18 protein-coding genes are annotated in these 19,105 nt (G+C 61.8%); 13 read left to right on the plus strand and 5 right to left on the minus strand.

All coding sequences use genetic code 11. From position 1 onward, the window contains the following. Positions 1-46 precede the first annotated feature (46 nt). Positions 47-496, minus strand: a complete 450-nt coding sequence (locus tag CEY11_RS01375; RefSeq protein ID WP_088601537.1) for an Hsp20/alpha crystallin family protein — start codon at positions 494-496, stop codon at positions 47-49. A gap of 512 nt (positions 497-1,008) precedes the next feature. Between CEY11_RS01375 and CEY11_RS01380 the strand changes: the two genes are divergently transcribed. Continuing rightward, positions 1,009-1,971 carry a DnaJ C-terminal domain-containing protein gene (locus CEY11_RS01380; RefSeq protein WP_088601538.1) on the plus strand — a complete coding sequence of 321 codons (963 nt, stop codon included), beginning with the start codon at positions 1,009-1,011 and terminating at the stop codon, positions 1,969-1,971. Positions 1,972-1,973: 2 nt separating this feature from the next. Beyond that, positions 1,974-2,318 carry a chaperone modulator CbpM gene (locus CEY11_RS01385; protein WP_088601539.1) on the plus strand — a complete coding sequence of 115 codons (345 nt, stop codon included), beginning with the start codon at positions 1,974-1,976 and terminating at the stop codon, positions 2,316-2,318. 37 nt (positions 2,319-2,355) lie between these two features. On the opposite strand, the gene CEY11_RS01390 is transcribed toward CEY11_RS01385, so the two are convergent. Together CEY11_RS01390 and CEY11_RS24960 are read right to left on the minus strand one after the other, a co-directional pair. After that, positions 2,356-2,913: a ferritin-like domain-containing protein gene (locus CEY11_RS01390; protein ID WP_408608092.1), complete on the minus strand. Its 558-nt coding sequence runs from the start codon at positions 2,911-2,913 to the stop codon at positions 2,356-2,358. A 158-nt stretch (positions 2,914-3,071) separates the two neighbouring features. Further along, positions 3,072-3,269 carry a hypothetical protein gene (locus tag CEY11_RS24960; protein ID WP_143322644.1) on the minus strand — a complete coding sequence of 66 codons (198 nt, stop codon included), beginning with the start codon at positions 3,267-3,269 and terminating at the stop codon, positions 3,072-3,074. Positions 3,270-3,484: 215 nt separating this feature from the next. On the opposite strand from CEY11_RS24960, the gene gnd reads away from it, so the two are divergent. The 5 genes from gnd (at position 3,485) to pgm (ending at position 10,640) form a co-directional block, all read left to right on the plus strand. Continuing rightward, positions 3,485-4,498, plus strand: coding sequence for a phosphogluconate dehydrogenase (NAD(+)-dependent, decarboxylating) (gene gnd, locus CEY11_RS01395; protein WP_088601541.1), 1,014 nt, complete (start codon positions 3,485-3,487; stop codon positions 4,496-4,498). A gap of 31 nt (positions 4,499-4,529) precedes the next feature. Next, complete coding sequence (gene zwf / locus CEY11_RS01400; protein ID WP_088601542.1) at positions 4,530-5,948, plus strand: glucose-6-phosphate dehydrogenase; 1,419 nt, start codon at positions 4,530-4,532, stop codon at positions 5,946-5,948. Positions 5,949-6,111: 163 nt separating this feature from the next. Continuing rightward, the gene (gene tal / locus CEY11_RS01405; RefSeq protein ID WP_088601543.1) at positions 6,112-7,245 is read left to right on the plus strand and encodes a transaldolase; all 1,134 of its coding nucleotides are present in this window, start codon (positions 6,112-6,114) and stop codon (positions 7,243-7,245) included. After that, positions 7,242-8,882, plus strand: a complete 1,641-nt coding sequence (pgi, locus tag CEY11_RS01410) for a glucose-6-phosphate isomerase (protein WP_088601544.1) — start codon at positions 7,242-7,244, stop codon at positions 8,880-8,882. The genes tal and pgi overlap by 4 nt, the downstream gene beginning before the upstream one ends. A gap of 84 nt (positions 8,883-8,966) precedes the next feature. Next, positions 8,967-10,640 (plus strand): phosphoglucomutase (alpha-D-glucose-1,6-bisphosphate-dependent), encoded by a 1,674-nt coding sequence (gene pgm / locus CEY11_RS01415; protein ID WP_088601545.1) that lies wholly within the window; start codon positions 8,967-8,969, stop codon positions 10,638-10,640. A 22-nt stretch (positions 10,641-10,662) separates the two neighbouring features. On the opposite strand, the gene CEY11_RS25325 is transcribed toward pgm, so the two are convergent. Together CEY11_RS25325 and CEY11_RS01420 are read right to left on the minus strand one after the other, a co-directional pair. Further along, entirely contained in the window at positions 10,663-10,830 is a 168-nt protein-coding gene (locus CEY11_RS25325; RefSeq protein ID WP_158215162.1) for a hypothetical protein, read from the minus strand. A gap of 114 nt (positions 10,831-10,944) precedes the next feature. Continuing rightward, a complete protein-coding gene (locus CEY11_RS01420) occupies positions 10,945-11,874 on the minus strand; it encodes a LysR family transcriptional regulator (RefSeq protein ID WP_088601546.1) in 930 nt (309 codons plus the stop codon). A 178-nt stretch (positions 11,875-12,052) separates the two neighbouring features. Between CEY11_RS01420 and CEY11_RS01425 the strand changes: the two genes are divergently transcribed. From CEY11_RS01425 to CEY11_RS01450, 6 genes are read left to right on the plus strand one after another with little or no spacing between them, the layout of a single operon-like run. Continuing rightward, the gene (locus tag CEY11_RS01425) at positions 12,053-14,707 is read left to right on the plus strand and encodes a 2-oxoglutarate dehydrogenase E1 component (protein WP_088601547.1); all 2,655 of its coding nucleotides are present in this window, start codon (positions 12,053-12,055) and stop codon (positions 14,705-14,707) included. Continuing rightward, complete coding sequence (locus CEY11_RS01430; RefSeq protein ID WP_088601548.1) at positions 14,704-15,714, plus strand: tripartite tricarboxylate transporter substrate binding protein; 1,011 nt, start codon at positions 14,704-14,706, stop codon at positions 15,712-15,714. Before CEY11_RS01425 ends, CEY11_RS01430 begins: the two co-directional genes overlap by 4 nt. Before the next feature lie 49 nt (positions 15,715-15,763). After that, positions 15,764-16,729, plus strand: a complete 966-nt coding sequence (locus CEY11_RS01435; RefSeq protein WP_088601549.1) for a hydroxymethylglutaryl-CoA lyase — start codon at positions 15,764-15,766, stop codon at positions 16,727-16,729. Further along, positions 16,726-17,253, plus strand: a complete 528-nt coding sequence (locus CEY11_RS01440; RefSeq protein ID WP_088601550.1) for an FAS1-like dehydratase domain-containing protein — start codon at positions 16,726-16,728, stop codon at positions 17,251-17,253. The genes CEY11_RS01435 and CEY11_RS01440 overlap by 4 nt, the downstream gene beginning before the upstream one ends. Beyond that, complete coding sequence (locus CEY11_RS01445) at positions 17,250-17,720, plus strand: hotdog family protein (protein ID WP_233154664.1); 471 nt, start codon at positions 17,250-17,252, stop codon at positions 17,718-17,720. Before CEY11_RS01440 ends, CEY11_RS01445 begins: the two co-directional genes overlap by 4 nt. Next, a complete protein-coding gene (locus CEY11_RS01450) occupies positions 17,717-19,102 on the plus strand; it encodes an MmgE/PrpD family protein (protein ID WP_088601551.1) in 1,386 nt (461 codons plus the stop codon). Before CEY11_RS01445 ends, CEY11_RS01450 begins: the two co-directional genes overlap by 4 nt. Positions 19,103-19,105: the final 3 nt, after the last annotated feature.

Below are 19,105 nucleotides of genomic sequence, written 5' to 3' on the forward strand. Positions count from 1 at the left end.
GCGGGGCATTCCGCCCTGCCCGCCCCGCTGCTTATGCCGGGGCCTTTTACTGGATTTCCAGTATCTTGGCGCCGTCGCGGCCCGACTTCTTGGGCAGCGTCAATTCCAGCACGCCGTCGGCATACTTGGCCGTCGCGCCCGCGTCATCGATGTCGTGCGGCAGAGAGAAGGCCCGCGACTGTACGCCATAGTAGCGTTCGCGCCGCAATACAGCGTCGCCCTGCTTGTTTTCGTTGTCGCGGCGAGTTTCGACGCGTATCGACACCGTATTGCCTTCGACCGAGACCTTGACGTCTTCCTTCTTCGCGCCGGGGACTTCTGCAGACACCACATAGGCCTGGTCGTTCTCGTTCACGTCCAGCGTGATGCGCGGCGCGTTGGCTTCGGCCGAGGGAACGGCCAGCCGGAAGTTCCTGAACACGTCATCGAAGTCGCGCAGCGCATCGAAGCGGGCCAGATCGCCAAAGGGATTGAATCGAGTGAGATGGTTCGCCATTTTCCAACCTTTATCCATGAAAGTTACAGGGAGCGGGCTCGGGGCCTTGCTGAGCCCTTTACGCGCCCAGGCATTGCCTGTTCGCGGCACCCGCGCCTTGCGGCAGCGAACGCGGCCGGCGTGCCGTGGCGTGTGCCACGCTGCCAGCGTGCGCGCTGCTCGCCGTTGATATCCATATGGGTGCGGCGCCGCAATAATCAAGGCCTTCGGGATCGAGCCCTTAATGTGAAAGAAGCCTCTTTCATCCTCGGGGGTGGCCGCAACTGCCATCCTCGTTAGGCATGTGCGCGGCTGCCGCACAGTCCGGCCATCGGCGAGCCGGCACCCGTAAAGGAGTACTCGCAAACAGGCTTTCTGCCGTCCTCGCAGCGGCACTGGCCGCGGCGTGCGCCATGCCCTAGAATCAGGCCTACGGGCGGTCGACGGCTGCGGTCTGCTTCAGGTTGAAGCCAAGGTGCCTACGCGGGCACTTCCGTGGTGGAGGCTCTCGCTGCCCATAAGGAAAAAGCGCGATGAAATATGTCGACTATTACAAGGTTCTGGGCTTGGAGCGCGACGCCACGCAGGCCGACATCAAGAAGGCCTATCGCAAGCTGGCCCATGCCTACCATCCGGATGTCTCCAAAAAACCGGATGCCGAAGAAAAGTTCAAGGAGGTCGCCGAGGCTTACGCCACGCTGAAAGACCCTGAAAAGCGCGCCGCCTACGACGAACTGGGCCGCCACCCGCAGGGCGAGGATTTCGTGCCCCCGGAACAATGGCAGGAACAATTCCGCCATTCGGGCGCCGATTTCTCGGATGTGGATCTGGCCGACCTGATGGCGGCCTTCGCCGCCGCGCAGCGCTCGGCGGGCGCCGCCGGCCAGGGAAGACGCCACCAGCACGCCCCTCCCCCGCTGCGCGGCCAGGACTTCGAATTCACGCTGCCGGTCACGCTCGAGCAGGTGTATGCGGGCGCCGAGACCGAGGTCAGCCTGCAGATCCCGGAATACGATGCGCAAGGCCTGTTGCATCAGGCCGCCAAGACGTTCCGCATCCACATTCCCAAGGGCGCGACCGACGGGCAGCGCCTGCGCCTGCCCGGCAAGGGCGGCGCGGGGCTCAATGGCGGCAAGCCCGGCGACCTGTACCTGGCAATGCGGCTGCAGCCGCACCAGCTGTATCGAGTCGACGGCAAGGATCTATATATGGATCTGCCGCTGGCGCCGTGGGAAGCCGTGCTGGGTGCCAGCGTGCGCATCCCCACGCTGGGCGGCACGGTCGAAATGAAGATTCCGCCCGGCACGGTGGCGGGCCGCAAGCTGCGCCTGGGAGGCCGCGGCCTGCCGGCGGCCTCCGGCAGCCAGGGCGATCAGTACGCCGTGGTGCGCATCGACGTGCCGCGCACGGTGTCGGACGAAGAACGCGAGCTGTACACCCGACTGGCCTCGGTATCGGGCTACCAGCCGCGCAGCCACTTTGATGCAGGAGCATGACCATGAGCACAGACATCACCGAATGCATATGGCTGAACGCGACGGAAATCTGCTCGCTGGATCACCTGGTAGAGGTTTCCGGGCTGGGCCGTTCCGACGTGCTGGATCTGGTCGAGGCCGGGGTGCTGGAACCTTCCACGCATGGGCCCGACCCGCAGCAGTACCTGTTCGAGGCCAGCTGCATCGTCACCGTGCGCACGGCCCGGCGCCTGCGCGACGACTTCGAGCTGGACGCGCACGGCCTGACGCTGGCCTTGCGCCTGCTCAAGCGCATCGAAGGCCTAGAGGCCGAACTGGTGTCGCTGCGTGCACGCTACGGTGGCGGCCCGCCGCACGGCGACCGATAAAGGCCGATACCGCCTGGGCCGGCCCGCCGCCAGGCCCTTACCCTTTCTCGAGCAAATCGGCCATGTCGTGGGCGTGTTCTTCTTCCATGGCCAGGATGCCCTCTATCATGCGGCGCGTGGTCGGATCCCGGTCGCCCAGGTAGGTCACGAACTGGCGGTACGAATCGACCGCGATGCGCTCGGCCACGAGGTTCTCCTTGATCATGTCGCGCAGATCCTTGCCTTCGACATATTCGGAGTGGCTGCGCGCCGTCAGGCCCTGGGGTGAAAAATCGGGCTCGCCGCCCAGTTCTATGATGCGCGCCGCGATCAGGTCGGCGTGCTGCTGCTCTTCGGCTGCATGCGTGGCGAATTCGGTTGCCACGGGCTCGGAATGGATGCCGCTGGCCATGTACTGGTGGCGCTTGTAGCGCAGCACACAGATCAGTTCGGTGGCCAGGGATTCATTGAGCAGTCTCAATACCGTGGGCAGATCTGCGCCATAGGTTTCGGTGACGGGCCCGTTATCGGTGTTCTGGCGGGCCTTGGCCCGGATCTTCTTCACGTCTATCGAAAACTTGCCCGCAGGGCTCTGTTTTTTTACGCTGGTAGCCATGCGCATCTCCTGTGTGGGTCTATAGCATCGCGAACCGACGCGGCCCGCGTCCGTATGTCCGCGCAGGCGCGGCACAGGATTATTCTGCTCTCATCCATACTGGCAGGAGGCTCGGCGAGAAGATGTTTTTCCAACCGGAGTTTTATGTTACAAGAGGATCAAGGGTCGAACTCTCGGTGGCCGCGGAAGGTGCTGTGCACCGTAAAACCCGCGGTTCCCCACAGCCGGCGGCCTGCAGCCTGCCCGCAGCGCTTGTCCGCCTGCACGCCCACGTCTCTTGCGCCATCGCTGGCACTGACGCCGCAATGGCGCGCCGCGCGGCAGCCATACACGCCGGACGATACATGCAAGCGCAAGTGCGGGTATGCGACGGCCGCGGTTCAAAAATTAACCGATTGAAACTATGCTGGCTGCGGGTTCGGGCTTATGTCCAAAATAGAAGGGCATGGCCGGCTTGACGCTGCGCTTCGCGCCTGCCCTGGACGCCGCATCCATCCGACTTTAAGCTCATGGCCTGGAGCCTGTTCACATCAAACAGGACACCGGGCAGCAATTCAAGGAGATAATCAAAATGCAGTTAGGCATGATCGGACTGGGGCGCATGGGGCGCGACATGGTGCGCCGCCTCATGGAAAAAGGCCATCAATGCGTGGTGCATGATTCCCGCGCTCAGGCCGTCGACGAATTGCGCAGCCAGGGCGCAGCCGGCGCTACCAATATGCAGGAATTCGTCGCCGCGCTGAAGGCGCCGCGCGCCGTCTGGCTGATGGTGCCGGCCGCCGTGGTCGACGAGGTGCTGCAGTCGCTGCTGCCGCTGCTGGCCGCTGGCGACATTGTCATAGACGGCGGCAATTCCTACTACCACGACGACATCCGCCGCGCCGAACAGCTCAAGTCCAAAGGCATCCATTATGTGGACGCGGGAACCAGCGGCGGCGTATTCGGCTACGAGCGCGGCTATTGCATGATGGTGGGCGGCGAAACCGAAACCGTGCAGCACCTGGCGCCGATATTCGCCGCGCTGGCCCCGGGGGATGCGGCGGTTGCCCCCAGCCCCGGGCGGGCGGGACACGCCACCAGCGCCGAACAAGGCTATCTGCATTGCGGCCCGCATGGCGCCGGCCATTTCGTGAAGATGGTGCACAACGGCATCGAGTACGGCATGATGGCCGCCTACGCCGAGGGGTTCAATATCCTGCACCACGCCAATGTCGGCAAGCAGGAACACCAGAACGACGCCGAGACCACGCCGCTGCGCGAACCGCAGTACTACCAATACGACTTCAACCTGGCCGAGATCGCCGAGGTCTGGCGCCGCGGCAGCGTCATCAGTTCGTGGCTGCTGGATCTTACCGCCCGGGCGCTGGACGAGGATCCGGTGCTGGATCGCTATGCCGGCAATGTGTCCGATTCCGGAGAAGGCCGCTGGACGGTCAAGGCGGCGATCGACATGGCGGTGCCCGCGCCGGTGCTCAGCACCGCGCTGTATGAACGCTTCAGCTCGCGGCACATGGGTGATTTCGCCGGCAAGGTGCTATCGGCCATGCGCCAGCAATTCGGAGGCCACGTCGAAAGAAAGAACTGAATCGGCGCTGGCGGCAAACCCGGAGAACAAAATGACTGAAACTCCACGCTCGGACGCATTCGTCTTTTTCGGAGCCACGGGCGATCTGGCCTACAAGCAGATATTCCCGTCGCTGTATGCCATGCAGCGCCGCGGGCACTTGAACATGCCCGTACTGGGCGTGAGCCGATCTTCATGGGACAAGGGCAAGCTGGTGCAGCGTGCGCGCGACAGCATCGCCGAGCACGGGCAGATCGATGAACACGTGTTCGCCGGGCTGGCCGAACACCTGGAATACGTCGCCGGCGACTATCAGGACGAGGACACTTATCGGCGCCTGCGCGCCGCCTTGGGACAAGCGCGCAGGCCCCTGCACTATCTCGCCATCCCGCCGGGCATGTTCGACGTGGTGGCGCGCGGCCTGGCGCAGTCGGGTTGCGCGCGCGACGCCCGAGTCGTCGTGGAAAAACCCTTCGGGCGCGATCTGGCCTCGGCGCGCAAGCTTCAGGCGATGCTCACCGAAACGTTTGCCCCCGAATCGATATTCCGTATCGACCATTACCTGGGCAAGGAGCCGGTACAGAACCTGCTGTATTTCCGCTACGCCAATGTGTTCGCCGAGCCCATCTGGAACCACCGCTACATAGATAGCGTGCAGGTCACCATGGCGGAAGCCTTCGGCGTACAGGGCCGCGGCAGCTTCTACGACGGAGTGGGCGCGGTGCGCGACGTGATCCAGAACCACATGCTGCAGGTGGTTTCGCTGCTGGCCACCGAGCCGCCGCCGGCCGGCCACCCGGATGCCGCGCGCGATGCGCAATGCAAGGTGTTCCAGGCCATGTGCCCGGTGCTGCCGCAAAACGCGGTGCTGGGACAGTTCCAGGGCTATCAGTCCGAGCCGGGCGTGGCGCAGGGTTCGAAGGTCGAGACCTATGCCGCCCTGCGCCTGGACATCGACAACGAGCGCTGGACGGGCGTGCCCTTTTTCATACGCTCGGGCAAGTGCCTGCCGGTCACGGCCACCGAAGTGCTGGTGAAGTTCAAGCCTTTGCGCCATGCGGTGTTCGACACGGCAAGCGCAAAACAGGCCACGGGCGCCGCGGCGGGTTCCCAGGCGAATTACTTCCGCTTTCGCATCAGCCCCGATGTATTGTTGTGCGTGGGTGCGCGGGTCAAGCTGCCGGGCGAAGCCATGGCCGGCGAAACCGTAGAACTTGCCGCGCATCACCAGGCGGCCGACGAAATGTCGCCCTACGAACGCCTGCTGGGCGATGCGCTGCGCGGCGACCCTGCCCTGTTCGCACGCTACGAAAGTATCGAGGCGGCGTGGCGCGTGGTGACCCCGCTGCTGGAAAGTGGCACGGCCCCCCTGCCCTACCAGCCCGGCAGTTGGGGGCCGCAGCAGGCCGCGGGGCTTACGGCCGCGGCTGGCGGCTGGCACGATCCGCAGCCGCCGGATTCCAAGCCTTAGGGCCGGTTGGCGCCGACGCTGCCTGGCGACGCCCCGGCCTCCAGGGGCACCGGGCCGCAGTGCACCGCCGGCAGGCGCGGAACCTATAGCAGACACAAGAGTCTGAAAAAACTGGAACGCACAGAGACTAAGATAGAGACGGAAACAGCCATACGAGGCAGCCATGAACACCAGCAAAGCGAGCACTGTCAACGCAAATACGCGACGCCTGCACAAACTCGGCCAGAGCCTCTGGCTCGACAATATCACCCGGGACATCCTGGACTCGGGCCAGCTGCAGCGCTACTGCCAGGAATTTTCCTTGACCGGGTTGACTTCCAACCCGACGATATTCGACCAGGCAATCCGCAAGGGCCAGGCCTACGACGAAGATATTCGCAGCAAATCCGCTGAAGGCGGCTCGGCCGATTCGATCTTCTTCGAACTGGCGATAGCCGACCTGAAGCGCGCCGCCGCCCTGTTCCTGCCCGCCCACCAGGCCAGCGATTCGATGGACGGCTGGGTGTCGCTGGAGGTGTCGCCGCTGCTGGCCTACGACGCCCGCAGCAGCGTGGCAGAGGCCACGCGCCTGCACGCGCAGGCGAACTGCCCCAATCTGTTCATCAAGATACCCGGCACCCCCGAAGGCCTGCACGCCATAGAAGATTCCATATACGCCGGGATCCCGGTGAATGTGACGCTGCTGTTTTCCTGCGAACAATACGTAGCGGCGGCCGACGCCTACTGCCGCGGCATACGGCGCAGAATCGAAGCGGGGCTCGATCCCAAGGTGCATTCGGTGGCGTCACTGTTCATCAGCCGCTGGGACAAGGCCGTGGCGCAGACCGCGCCCGAGGCGCTGCGCAACCGCCTGGGCGTCGCCGTGGCCGGGCGCACCTACCGCAGTTATGTGCAGCGCATGGCCTCGCCCGAGTGGGCGCGGCTGGCCGCCGCCGGCGCCGTGCCGCAGCGGCTGCTGTGGGCCAGCACCGGCGTGAAGGACCCGGCGCTGCCGGAAACCTATTATGTCGAGGCCTTGGCCGCGCCTGAAACCATCAACACCATGCCCGACAAGACCCTGCATGCTTATGCCGACAGCGGCCAGCTGCGCGGCGAAATGGCGCGCGACGGCGTCGAGGCCGAGACACAGCTGGCGGAATTCGCCCGCGCCGGCGTGGACGTGGCCGCCCTGGCTCTGCGCTTGCAGCAGGAAGGCGCCCAGGCCTTCGAGAAATCCTGGAACGATCTGATGAACCTGATCGCGCAAAAAGGCGGCACGGCGCAACCCGGCACGGCTCCAGAAGGCAGCGCATCATGAACACCCCGGCCTGGACCGCGCTGCCAGAGCGCCCGGCCTGGAAGGCCTTGCACGCGCATTACGAAAACATGCGCGGCCTGCACCTGCGCCAGTTGTTTGCCGACGACCCGGGACGCGGCCCGCGCCTCACGGTACAGGCCTGCGGCCTGTACCTGGACTATTCCAAACATCGCGTCAATGACGAAACCATGCAGCTGCTCATCGAGCTGGCGCTGGCCTGCGGCCTGCGCGAGCGCATCGAGGCGATGTTTTCCGGCCAGAAAATCAACGTCACCGAGCATCGCGCGGTGCTGCACACCGCCCTGCGTGCGCCCGTCGGCGAGAAAATCATGCTCGACGGCGTGGACGTGGTCGCCGAGGTTCATGCCGTGCTGGACAAAATGCGCGATTTCACGCGCCGCGTCCACGACGGCAATTGGCGCGGCCACACCGGCCGGCCCATACGCAATGTGGTCAACATCGGCATCGGCGGCTCGGATCTGGGGCCGGTGATGGCCTACGAGGCGCTGCGCCACTACAGCCGGCGCAACATGTGTTTCCGTTTCGTCTCCAACGTCGACGGCAGCGACTTCGCCGAGGCCACGCGCGACCTCGATCCGCAGGAAACGCTGTTCATCATCTGCTCGAAAACCTTCAAGACGCTGGAAACACTTACCAACGCGCACAGCGCCAGGCAATGGGTGCTGGCGGCCCTGGGCGACGAAAGCGCCATCGCACGGCACTTCGTGGCGGTCTCGACCAACGCGGAAGGCGTGCGCGAATTCGGCATCGACGCGGACAATATGTTCGGCCTCTGGGACTGGGACGGCGGCCGCTACTCGATGGACTCGGCCATCGGCCTGTCGACCATGCTGGCCATCGGGGCCGACAACTTCCAGGCCATGCTGGACGGCTATCGCGCCATGGACCTGCATTTCCGCACCGCGCCGTTCGAGCGCAACCTGCCCGTATTGATGGGGCTACTGGCCGTCTGGTACAACAATTTCTTCGGCGCGCAGAGCGTGGCCGTGCTGCCCTACGACAATTACCTGAAGCGCTTCCCGGCCTATCTGCAGCAGCTGACGATGGAAAGCAACGGCAAGCGCGTGACCCTGGAAGGCATACCGGTGGACTACCAGACCGGCCCCGTCTACTGGGGCGAGCCGGGCACCAACGGGCAGCACTCCTTTTATCAGCTGATACACCAGGGCACCAAGCTCGTGCCCTGCGACTTCATCGGCTTTTGCCAGCCGCTGAACCCGCTGGGCCGGCACCACGAGCTGCTCATGGCCAATCTGTTCGCGCAGACCGAGGCGCTGGCCTTCGGCAAGACGGCCGAAGAGGTGCGCGCCGAAGGCACGCCCCAAGAGCTGGTGCCGCATCGCGTCTTCGAGGGCAATCGGCCCACCACCACGATACTGGCCGAACGCCTCGACCCGGGCACGCTCGGCCGCCTGGTGGCCCTGTACGAGCACAGCGTCTTCACGCAAGGCACCATCTGGCACATAGACTCGTTCGATCAGTGGGGCGTCGAACTCGGCAAGCAGCTGGCCGACCGAGTCATTCCCCAGCTCGAGCATCCCAAGCCTGATGCGCTCGCGCACGACAGCTCGACCAATGCCTTGATCCGCCATTACCTGCAACACAGGCAAGGCTAAGGCAACGGCAGCGCTGCGGCCGCGCCCGTGCGCCGCAGCGCCAGGCATGGCATTATGGGCAGCACAAGAAACAAGGAAGCATTCATGAAGCCCTCGGCACCCGACACCCCTGAAATCAGCCCTCTGGCCGGCAAGCCGGCGCCGCCGGAAATTCTCTGCAACATCGCCCGGCTGGTCACCGCCTACTACAGCGAAACACCGGATCCGGACGAGCCCCTGCAGCGCGTGGCCTTCGGCACATCGGGCCACCGCGGCTCGTCGCTGGAACGCAGCTTCAACGAGGCCCACGTACTGGCCATCACCCAGGCCATCTGCCTGTACCGCAAGCGCCACGGCACCAGCGGGCCGCTGTACCTGGGCATCGACACCCACGCGCTGTCCGAGCCGGCCAGCGCCAGCGCCCTCGAGGTGCTGGCGGCCAACGGCGTGCGGGTCATGATCGCGCCGGGCGGCGAATATACCCCCACGCCGGCGGTGTCGCACGCCATCCTCACCTACAACCGGCGGCGCCGCAGCGGGCTGGCCGACGGCATCGTGGTAACGCCTTCGCACAATCCGCCCGACAACGGCGGCTTCAAGTACAACCCCGCCAACGGCGGCCCTGCCGATACGCGCGTCACGGGCTGGATCGAAAACAAGGCCAACGAGATCCTGCGCGGCGGCCTCAAGGCGGTGCGCCGCATGCCGCTGGCGCGCGCCTTGCGCAGCGGCGCGGTGCGCCGCCACGACTTCCTGCGTGCCTACGTCGAAGATCTGAACCAGGTCGTCGACATGGATGCCATCCGCGGTTCGCGCATACGCATGGGCGTCGATCCTTTGGGCGGCGCCGGCGTGCATTACTGGCCCGCCATCGCCGAACACTATCGGCTCGACCTGGACGTCATCAGCCAGACGGTGGACGCCACCTTCCGCTTCATGACGGTGGACTGGGACGGCAAGATCCGCATGGATCCGTCCTCCCGCTATGCCATGCAGGGCCTGATCGGGGCACGCAAGCGCTACGACATCGCCTACGCCTGCGACACCGATCACGATCGCCACGGCATCGTGACCCGCTCGGCCGGGTTGCTTGCGCCCAACGACTACCTGGCGACGATGATCGGCTACCTGTTCAGCTATCGGCCGAACTGGAGCGCCGCCGCGGCCGTGGGCAAGACAGTGGTCAGCACGCAGATGATAGACCGCGTCTGCAGCCGGCTGGGCCGCAAGCTGTACGAGGTGCCGGTCGGCTTCAAATGGTTTGCCGCCGGGCTGCAGGATGGCTCGCTGGGCTTTGGCGGTGAGGAAAGCGCGGGCGCCTCGTTCCTGCGGCGCGACGGCTCGGTCTGGACCACCGACAAGGACGGGCTCGTTCCCGCCCTGCTCTCGGCCGAGATGACGGCGCGCTGCGGGCGCGATCCGGCGGAACTCTACCAGGCCATCGAACAGGCTTGCGGCAGGCCGTATGCCGACCGCCTGCAGGCACCCGCCACGCCGGCGCAAAAAAGCCGTCTGCTCAAGCTGGACGCGCGCCAGGTGCGTTCCACGACGCTGGCCGGCGAGCCAGTGCAGGCCGTACTGACCCGGGCGCCGGGCAACGGCGCGCCCATAGGCGGGCTGAAGGTGGTAACCGGACATGGCTGGTTCGCCGCCCGCCCCTCGGGCACCGAGGACATCTACAAGATCTATGCCGAGAGCTTCCGCGACAAGCGCCATTTGCGGGAAATCCTGCACCAGGCCCAGGACATCGTCGACCGGGCATTGCGCGGCAAAGCCTGAGGGCAGGACAGATTGTCGGCCACTATGATGTCGCCGAGTTGTAGCGTGGGCACAGGTAGCTCCGAAAATAGGCCAGAAATGCGGTGCCCTTCATCGGGTCGCCCAGAATCAGCGGGGTGGTGATTGCGTCCAGGCGCGAGCCGGCAATGAAGGCGGCGCTTTTCCAGCGGCTGTGCGAGGCGGAGACCATGGCAACGCTGGTTTCGTAGCAAACGCCCTCTGAGTCGTGTCATGTTAGTGGCCTTGGCCGTTTCGATTTGAATGCCATCCTCGGCCAGTCGCGATTTGTTGTCACGGAGCAAAATTAAACGGCCACAGCTCTACCGCGTAAGGTTCCCGCCGCGACACAACTCCGGATCTCATCCCCCAGAAGGGACAAGAATGCTTGCATTGCTCGAGTGATTGGTTGCCCCGTCGCAGTCGCTGTCACAAGGTTCGCACCCATAATCTCAAGACTAATGGGGCGCGCGCTCAGATAGCGGTTTGCCACTTCGCGATGGATCGCGCCGTAAGGTAGTATGGTGCTGCCAATACCCCTTTCCACTAGGTGCTTGATAACAGTAACCGAGTGCATGTCCATCAGAATATGTGCCTCGATATCGTGTTGCTTAAACGCCGCATCGACGGCTCGTCGCATCCCGCTTTGGATGCCAGGCAGCAATAGTTGGTGACGCGCCAGCTCAGGAATTGTCACTTCGCGCAAAAGGTTGCTGGTTTTGGGCCACGCTGTCACTAGATAGAACTGCTCGACAAGTAAGGGAGTTACGACCATGTTGGGGCCGCGTCGCGTGTCATACAGCACTGCTGCGCCAATAAGGCCACTCTCCAAGCGATCGACGAGCAATCCACTCGACCCCTCATACAAATGCAGTGAGGCCTTCGGGTAACGGGCGAGAAACTGCTGAGCACAGGAGGCGCCGATGGTTCCCATCAACGACGACGGCATGCCGACGATCACCGCGCCGGTTGGCTCTTCAGATTTCTGAAGCAACTGCTCCTTGACTTCGACAAGTTGCTCCAACAGTGGCTTGATTGCTGTGTACAGGGCGCGCCCAGCCTCAGTTAGTGCCACGCCACGCCCGTGCCGATAGAACAGCCGCGAACGAAATTCCGCCTCCAGGCTTGCGATTTGTCGGCTAGCAGCTGATTGGGAAACGCCCAGCTTTACGGCTGCCCGCGAGACTCCACCTGCATCTGCGGTTTTCTGGAAGACACGCAACTGGTCAATATTCATAGCGTAGGGGATGCGGAAAGCCAGGCAACAACAATAACACGGGAACCACCCAGTTAGCTATGCGATATAGGCATTGCTGAAAGTCGGTTGTGTGAGCGTCATTTTTCCCTCACTGAAATAAACTCATTTCCGCTTCCTTGAAGACCAAAGCCCCTACTCGTAGTCCTTGATTAGAACGATGGCACTCTTACCTTCCTCTCCTCTAAATGCTGCCCCAGTGGCGTTTCTCGAGGACATCCACGATCGCTGGCAACAAGACCCAGCCTCGGTTGATCCTAGCTGGGCGCGGGTGTTCCGGATGGTCGACGACCTATTGGGCGGCAGCCCCATGTCAGGGAATGTCGAGGAGGTTGGTTTGATCACCATGTTGCGTCAATTGGGCCATTTGTTCGCCAACATCAACCCGCTCGAAACAAAGCCGCCCGTGACTCTAGATTTGATACGCGCTGCCAACATTCGGCTTCTAAACAAACGCCCCCCTTCAGCTGTTACGCTGCTCGAGCGTTACTGCGGTACATTGGGGGTCGAATCGTCCCACATAGACGACGACGAAATACGCAACTGGATCCAGGACGCCACGGAGAACGCTACTGCCCCAGAAACCGACACGCTGCGTCGCGCATACGGCAAGCTGGTGCAGGCGGAAGAGTTCGAAGCTTTCCTAGACAAAAAATTCCCGGGTAAGAAGCGTTTCGGTTTAGAAGGCGGCGAGGCGCTATTGCCGATGTTGGATCGAATCCTGCAAAACGCAGCTGCGGACGGCGTCCGCAGTGTTGTCATCGGGACTATGCATCGGGGGCGTCTCAATATTGCCGCGAATATTCTCGGCAAGCCGCTGGAAAGGCTTCTCGCTGAATTCAAGGGCGCCTTTCCTTTCGGCTCGGAAAAAAGCTGCACCGCCGACGTTGCCTACCATCTAGGCTTCGACACGATCCTTCCCGAAACCGGCCTCGCAGTCACCTTGCAGCCGAACCCGTCGCATCTTGAAGCAGTAGATCCAGTGGTGATTGGCCGTGTACGTGCACTGCAGGAACAGCTGCCTGTGATTGCGCGCAAAAGTGTACTGGGTATCGTATTACACACGGACGCTGCGGTTATCGGGCAGGGCGTGGTTACTGAAACGCTGCAGCTTGGGATGCCCGCCGGCTTTACTGTGGGCGGAACCCTGCATATCGTCGTCAACAATCAACTAGGCTTTACCACCGAGCCCGAAGAAGGCAGGAGCTCCCGCTACTGCACCGGCCCCTGGAAAGCCATCGACAGCCTGATTCTTCACGCCAATGGCAACGACGTCGATGCAGCTATTCGCGCAGCTGACTTGGCTACGAGATTCCGAAAGGCCCATGCACGAGACGCTGTCATCGACTTGGTGTGCTTTCGGCGCAATGGCCACAATGAGATGGACGAGCCACGCTATACCCAGCCGGTGCTCTACCGACGGCTCGACAAAATGATAGGTGTCCGCCATCGACTGGAAGAAAAACTGCTGGATGCCTCCATTCTGAATGTCGAAGAGATCAAGGCTGCAATAGAAAGCTGCCACGCGTCGCTTAACGCAGCCTACGCCGTATTGCCGACATGGCGCGCTCCGACTCCTACCATGCTGGCTCCGGCATCAGGCTCTTCTATCGTGCCACGGGTAGCGCCTGCGACAGTACAGCGCATCCTAGAACACATCGCCACGCCACCGGCAGGGGTAAAGCTCGACCCTCGCCTGGAGCGCCAGGTGCGCCAGCGGATGACGGAACGGAAGGTGGCTGTTTGGGCCGTGGGCGAAGCCTTGGCGCTGGGCAGCCTGCTACTTGAAGGTATTCCTGTGCGTCTTAGCGGACAGGATACTGTTCGTGGCGCGTTTTCGCACCGCATCTTCGCGCTCACTGATGCCGAGGACGGCAAACGTCACATTAGCTTGCAGCAGTTGAGCCCCGAACAAGCCCCGTTCAGCGTGATCAATAGCACCTTGTCGGAATATGCAGTGCTTGGTTTCGAGTATGGCTATAGCCTTGGTCACCCACGGGCTCTAACTCTGTGGGAGGCACAGTTTGGCGACTTCGCCAACAGCGCCCAGGTACTCATCGACCAATTCATTGCCAGCGGCGAGGAGAAATGGCGCTTGCGGTCTTCCTTGGTGATGCTTTTGCCTCATGGGCTAGAGGGCCAGGGGCCTGAACACTCCTCGGCGCGCATTGAGCGGTACCTACAACTGGCAGCTCAGGAAAACATCATAGTCGCCATTCCGACCACACCGGCTAACTACTTCCATTTACTGCGGCGCCAGGCCCACAATGCCACGCGCAAGCCGCTGATCATCTTCACCCCGAAGACACTGCTTCGCTTGCCGGCAGCGGTGTCCCCGCTGGAGGATTTTTCTTCAGAACTCCAGTTCCAACCGGTGCTGGTGGATCGGTCTACGGCAGCAGAAAATAGTGGCTCAGCCATTAGGCAGATCCTGCTGTGCTGCGGGAAGTTGGCCTATTCCCTGATACAGGAGCGCGACCGCCGGGGTGCTACGGACACGCTGATCGTCCGTTTGGAGCAGCTTTACCCATTGCCCATGGGCGCGTTAGCGGAAATTTTTCGCACCTATCCGGACACAACTCTCGTATGGGTGCAAGAAGAGCCCGCCAACCAGGGGGCCTGGAGCTGGCTTGATCGGAGATTGGAGCATCTAGCGAAAAAAAGTGGCCACACCAAACCTCGCTGGTACTACTGTGGGCGACCCGAATCCGCTTCACCTGCCGGAAGCTTTCATGAAGATCACATCGCCGACCAGCAAAAGATTGTGATGGCGGCTTTCACCCGACCACCCTTAAACACTGGAGTGAACACATGAGACAAGATAAGAATTCAAGTGCTGCCCCACGCCGTGCTGACGCCCGGCGGCGTACCGTCCTCAAGGCTGCCCTGTTGCCGGCTCTGGGCCCGGTAGCTCGGGCCGCCCGAGCTCAGGGCAGCAATTTGCTCAAGATCGTGGCGCCTTACGAGCCTGGTGGCTCGGCCGACATCATTGCCCGCGGCGTGAGTAAGTGGTTGACTGAACAGACAGGACGGACGGTCATAGTTCAAAATCGCAGTGGAGCAGGTGCCGCATTGGGCACCCAGATTGTGGTGAACTCTCCGCCTGACGGCAACACCCTCCTAATGCATACCGGGACTTTAGCTGTGGAAGCGGCCGCGGGCGAAAAGACAGCATACGACCCTCGCAAAGATCTTGCGCCGCTATGCATGGTAGCCAAAGGCGCCTTCACTCTGTTGGTCAACCCGAAGTTGCCGGTACACAATGTCCGAGAATTGATCGCCTACTGCCGCGCTCGCCCCGGTAAGCTCAACTACGCTTCATCTGGCATCGGTACTTCGGTTCATTTGTCAATGGAACTCTTCAAGTCCATGGCGGGCATTGATGTAGTGCATATTCCCTACCGTGGCGGTGCGCCCTCGCTCAATGCCGTGTTGGCTGGCGAGGCAGAACTCATGATGAACCCGATCGTCACTGCGAAACCCTTCGCTCAAGCCGGCAGGGTTCGCGCGCTGGCGGTGACTACTAACACCCGCAGCTCTCTATGGCCTGAGCTGCCAACCATAGATGAGGCGGGCGTACCAGGCTACAACACGGCAGTCTGGTACGGTCTGTCGGTTCCTGCTGCGACGCCTGCCGATGTCATGGCCAAACTGTCGGCCGAGCTGCGCGCAGCCGTCGCCCTGCCCTCTTCCAAGACCTGGCTGATGAGCAAAGGAGTTGAAGCAGTGGGAGACACACCTGCCGAATTCAAGGCTAAGTTCAACGAAGAAATCGATATTTGGGCTGCCCTCATTAAGAAGTCGCACCTAGTGCTTAGGTAAGAGACAACGAGGCGTGGCACCGGCCACGCGTAGAGAAAGGGAACCCCAAATGTCAGATCTACCGAAAAGCGTGACTATTAACGAGGAAGGCCCGCGTGAAGGCTTCCAGATCGAGCCGGGCCCGATTGAGACTGCCCGCAAGATCGAGCTGATCGACGCACTGGCTCAGACGGGGCTCCGTCAGATACAAACGGTCTCCTTCGTTCCCCCAAAGAATGTTCCGGGAATGGCTGATGCAGACGCCGTTGTGGCTGGGATTCGACGCCGGCCGGGTGTTGCCTATACCGCGCTTTGGCTCAACGAGCGCGGCCTTTTACGGGCGCTGGCCTCTCCCAATCTAGATGTATTCGGCACTATCAGTCTGTGCCCGTCCGCTGCATTCCTACAGCGAAATCAGAAACGTACTCTGGGCGAGAACTATGAGGCGCAGCGGTCTATCCTGCAGACGTACAAGAAAAGTGGCGTGAAGGTGCGCCGCGGCGGACTAATGGCTACCTTCGGCTGCAACTTCGAAGGTGACATTCCTGTCGACCACGTGGTGGGCATGGTCGGTCAATTGCTGCAACTGGCCAGCGAAGCTGAAGTAACGCTCGATTTTGTCAGCTTGGCAGATACCATGGCCTGGGCTACACCTACCTCGATCCAACGAGTCGTCGGCAGCGTGCGCGAGCGTTTCCCTGGGCTGCGGCTCTCACTCCATCTCCATGACACTCGTGGTATGGGTATTGCCAACGCATTCGCCGGATTGCAGATGGGCGTAGACATCTTCGATGCCGCGGTCGCCGGGCTTGGTGGCTGCCCTTTTGCCGGCCATCGCGGCGCGGCAGGCAACGTATGCACCGAGGATTTGGTGTTCCTATGCGAGGAAATGGGAATTTCCACCGGTATCGACTTGGACAGCTTGGTGGAAACTGCCCGTCTGGCTGAGGATATAGTCGGCCACATGCTTCCCGGTAGCGTGAAGACGGGGGGAACGCTGTCCAAGTTCCGCAATGCTCAACGGGTGGCAGTATGAGCGGGCTGGCAAAAATATTGGCTCCCTACATCGGCTTGGAGAGCGAAATTAACGTAGCCTGCGATCGAGTGGAAGCAGGTGCAGTCCGCCGGCATGCGCAAGCGATCATGGACGAGCATTCTATGTATGGAGCGGTCGAGGCCGACAGCCGATATGGGGGAGCAGTGGCACCAGCGCTGTTCCCGTCGATGATGTTTCGAAGACCTCTGGGTTCGGTGGATCCTGTCCAGGAGCATGCTCAAGACCCTGACTATGACGGCAATGTTGCGTCTGGTGCAGCTGGCTTGCCTCCGATCGAACCGCTGCGAGATTACGCGACACTCAATGGCGGCGCTGAGGTCGAGTTGTTCCGCTACGTACGGCATGGCGAACAAGTGCAGCTGAAGTCACGATATCTGGACATTCGCGAGACAAACGGTCGTAGGGGGCCGATGGTAATCGTTGTTGTGGAAAGCGAGTACCGCACGTCCGAGGAGGAGCTGCTGCTTCGCATTAAACGAACCTACATCCGGAGCCGTGTGTGAAATTCGAAGATGTTGAACTTGGGATGGAACTACCCCCGTTGGCTAAAGGGCCGTTGGGGCCCGTCCATCTGATGCGCTGGTCGGCTGCTATGGAGAACTGGCATCGTATCCATTTCGATCGGCCGTTTGCCATCGGACATGACGGTCTGCCAGACGTGCTGATCAATGGCTCTCTAAAGCAGCAGTTCTTGATCCAATTGTTGCGCGATTGGGCCGGCCCGGAAGGTTGGGTGTGGAAGGTCGACTTCCAGTTCCGGGCAAAGAATCTGGTCGGTGAGACATTGTATGCTTGGGCGCGGGTAGTGGATATCCGGGGCGGCCCAGATTTTGGGCTGGTGCACTTACATATCGGAATCAGTAACGATGCAGGCCTACAGTCAACCCCCGGCACCGCCGTAGTGGCGTTGCCGTACCGAAACGGTGCGCCCGTACCCTATCCTTTCGTAGCTCCGAAGGAGCCGGTATGACCGTCGCACTCACTCGCGATCTGGCTGAATTTGTTGTTACCTTGACATACGACCGACTTCCGCCTAAGGCGATCGCTATAGCCAAGCTTGGCTTCATTGATGCAACTGCAGCTCTCCTCGCGGGTAAACACGAGCCTTGTGTCGCCATCCTGAAGCGCACGCTGAACCCCGTGCCAGGCGACGCCACGCTTCTCTGGGGCAATACTTGTGTGCGGGCACCTGATGCCGCCTGGATTAATGCTGTAGCAACGCATGCTTTAGACTACGACGACGTGGCATTATCTGCCCACCCCAGCGCGGTGCTGGTACCCACGATCTTGGCCGAAGCCCAGCATCTCGGGATGTCGGGCCGAGACATGCTCTGCGCCTATGTGGCAGGGTTCGAGGTATGGGCCGAATTGCAGCGCCGTGACACTGGCCAGCATCATACAAAGGGCTGGCATCCAACCGGAATTTTCGGGTCGGTAGCGGCGGCGGCCGCTTGCGCGCGGCTACGGTGCCTGAGTCTAGAGCGGACTGCGGCGGCCCTGTCGTTGGGTGCATCACAGAGCGCTGGTATCACGGCCAATTTTGGATCAATGGCTAAACCTTTACACGCGGGGCACGCTGCACATGCAGGTGTAATGGCGGCTCGCCTTGCAGCAGAAGGCTTTACGGGCGCGTTAGATGCGCTGGAACATTTCTCTGGACTCCTTATGGCAGTATCCCCGTCTGGGGCGGTCGACCTGGAGTCACCAGTCGATGCGCACCAACGGTGGCGCCTAGTGGCCATTGGCTTAAACATCAAGAAATACCCAGTCTGCTACTGCGCGCACCGCCCTATCGATGCCATGTTGGATTTGCGCGCAGTGCATCCCAATCTGGAAGCCAAGGATGTCGAACGCATCACCGTTTCGATGAGCCAGCGCAACGCCAACGTGCTACGCAATGCACGGCCTACCACTGGGCTTGAAGCAAAGTTTAGTATCGAGTTCGCCATGGCCGCCGCCCTGACTGTGGGCCGGGTTGGGCTCCGAGAACTTGATGATACCTTCGTGCAGCGCTTATCGATCCAGACTCTCATGAAACGGGTGCATGTCATATTTGATTCCCGTGAAGATCCTACGACCGGTTACGCGCCGTTCGACCAGGTCACCGTTACTTTACGCAACGGCGATACCATCCAAAGTTCGCAGGTGGCCAAGGCCCGGGGCTCCGCGAGCCGCCCCCTCAAAGAGGAAGAGATCAGAAGCAAATTCATGGACTGTGCTGCTCGATCGCTAGACGAGGCCGCCGCCGCAACCTTGTTCGACAAGCTGCAAGGCTTGGAAGAAATAACCAACATGGCTTTTGTTCTCCCTGCCCAACAAGTATCTGGCGCGGCCGCCATTCCATTGCGATAGAAG

The sequence above is a fragment of the Candidimonas nitroreducens genome (assembly GCF_002209565.1).
Lineage (GTDB): Bacteria > Pseudomonadota > Gammaproteobacteria > Burkholderiales > Burkholderiaceae_B > Candidimonas > Candidimonas nitroreducens.

What these genes read in the sequence shown, in the direction of transcription:
- pgi (WP_088601544.1), top strand. Translation starts at nt 7,242, where the DNA reads ATGAACACCCCGGCCTGGACCGCGCTGCCAGAGCGCCCGGCCTGGAAG.
- CEY11_RS01385 (WP_088601539.1), top strand. Translation starts at nt 1,974, where the DNA reads ATGAGCACAGACATCACCGAATGCATATGGCTGAACGCGACGGAAATC.
- gnd (WP_088601541.1), top strand. Translation starts at nt 3,485, where the DNA reads ATGCAGTTAGGCATGATCGGACTGGGGCGCATGGGGCGCGACATGGTG.
- CEY11_RS01420 (WP_088601546.1), bottom strand. Translation starts at nt 11,874, where the DNA reads ATGAATATTGACCAGTTGCGTGTCTTCCAGAAAACCGCAGATGCAGGT.
- CEY11_RS01430 (WP_088601548.1), top strand. Translation starts at nt 14,704, where the DNA reads ATGAGACAAGATAAGAATTCAAGTGCTGCCCCACGCCGTGCTGACGCC.
- CEY11_RS01440 (WP_088601550.1), top strand. Translation starts at nt 16,726, where the DNA reads ATGAGCGGGCTGGCAAAAATATTGGCTCCCTACATCGGCTTGGAGAGC.
- CEY11_RS01380 (WP_088601538.1), top strand. Translation starts at nt 1,009, where the DNA reads ATGAAATATGTCGACTATTACAAGGTTCTGGGCTTGGAGCGCGACGCC.
- pgm (WP_088601545.1), top strand. Translation starts at nt 8,967, where the DNA reads ATGAAGCCCTCGGCACCCGACACCCCTGAAATCAGCCCTCTGGCCGGC.
- zwf (WP_088601542.1), top strand. Translation starts at nt 4,530, where the DNA reads ATGACTGAAACTCCACGCTCGGACGCATTCGTCTTTTTCGGAGCCACG.
- CEY11_RS01435 (WP_088601549.1), top strand. Translation starts at nt 15,764, where the DNA reads ATGTCAGATCTACCGAAAAGCGTGACTATTAACGAGGAAGGCCCGCGT.
- CEY11_RS01375 (WP_088601537.1), bottom strand. Translation starts at nt 496, where the DNA reads ATGGCGAACCATCTCACTCGATTCAATCCCTTTGGCGATCTGGCCCGC.
- CEY11_RS25325 (WP_158215162.1), bottom strand. Translation starts at nt 10,830, where the DNA reads ATGGTCTCCGCCTCGCACAGCCGCTGGAAAAGCGCCGCCTTCATTGCC.
- CEY11_RS01390 (WP_408608092.1), bottom strand. Translation starts at nt 2,913, where the DNA reads ATGGCTACCAGCGTAAAAAAACAGAGCCCTGCGGGCAAGTTTTCGATA.
- CEY11_RS01425 (WP_088601547.1), top strand. Translation starts at nt 12,053, where the DNA reads ATGGCACTCTTACCTTCCTCTCCTCTAAATGCTGCCCCAGTGGCGTTT.
- tal (WP_088601543.1), top strand. Translation starts at nt 6,112, where the DNA reads ATGAACACCAGCAAAGCGAGCACTGTCAACGCAAATACGCGACGCCTG.
- CEY11_RS01450 (WP_088601551.1), top strand. Translation starts at nt 17,717, where the DNA reads ATGACCGTCGCACTCACTCGCGATCTGGCTGAATTTGTTGTTACCTTG.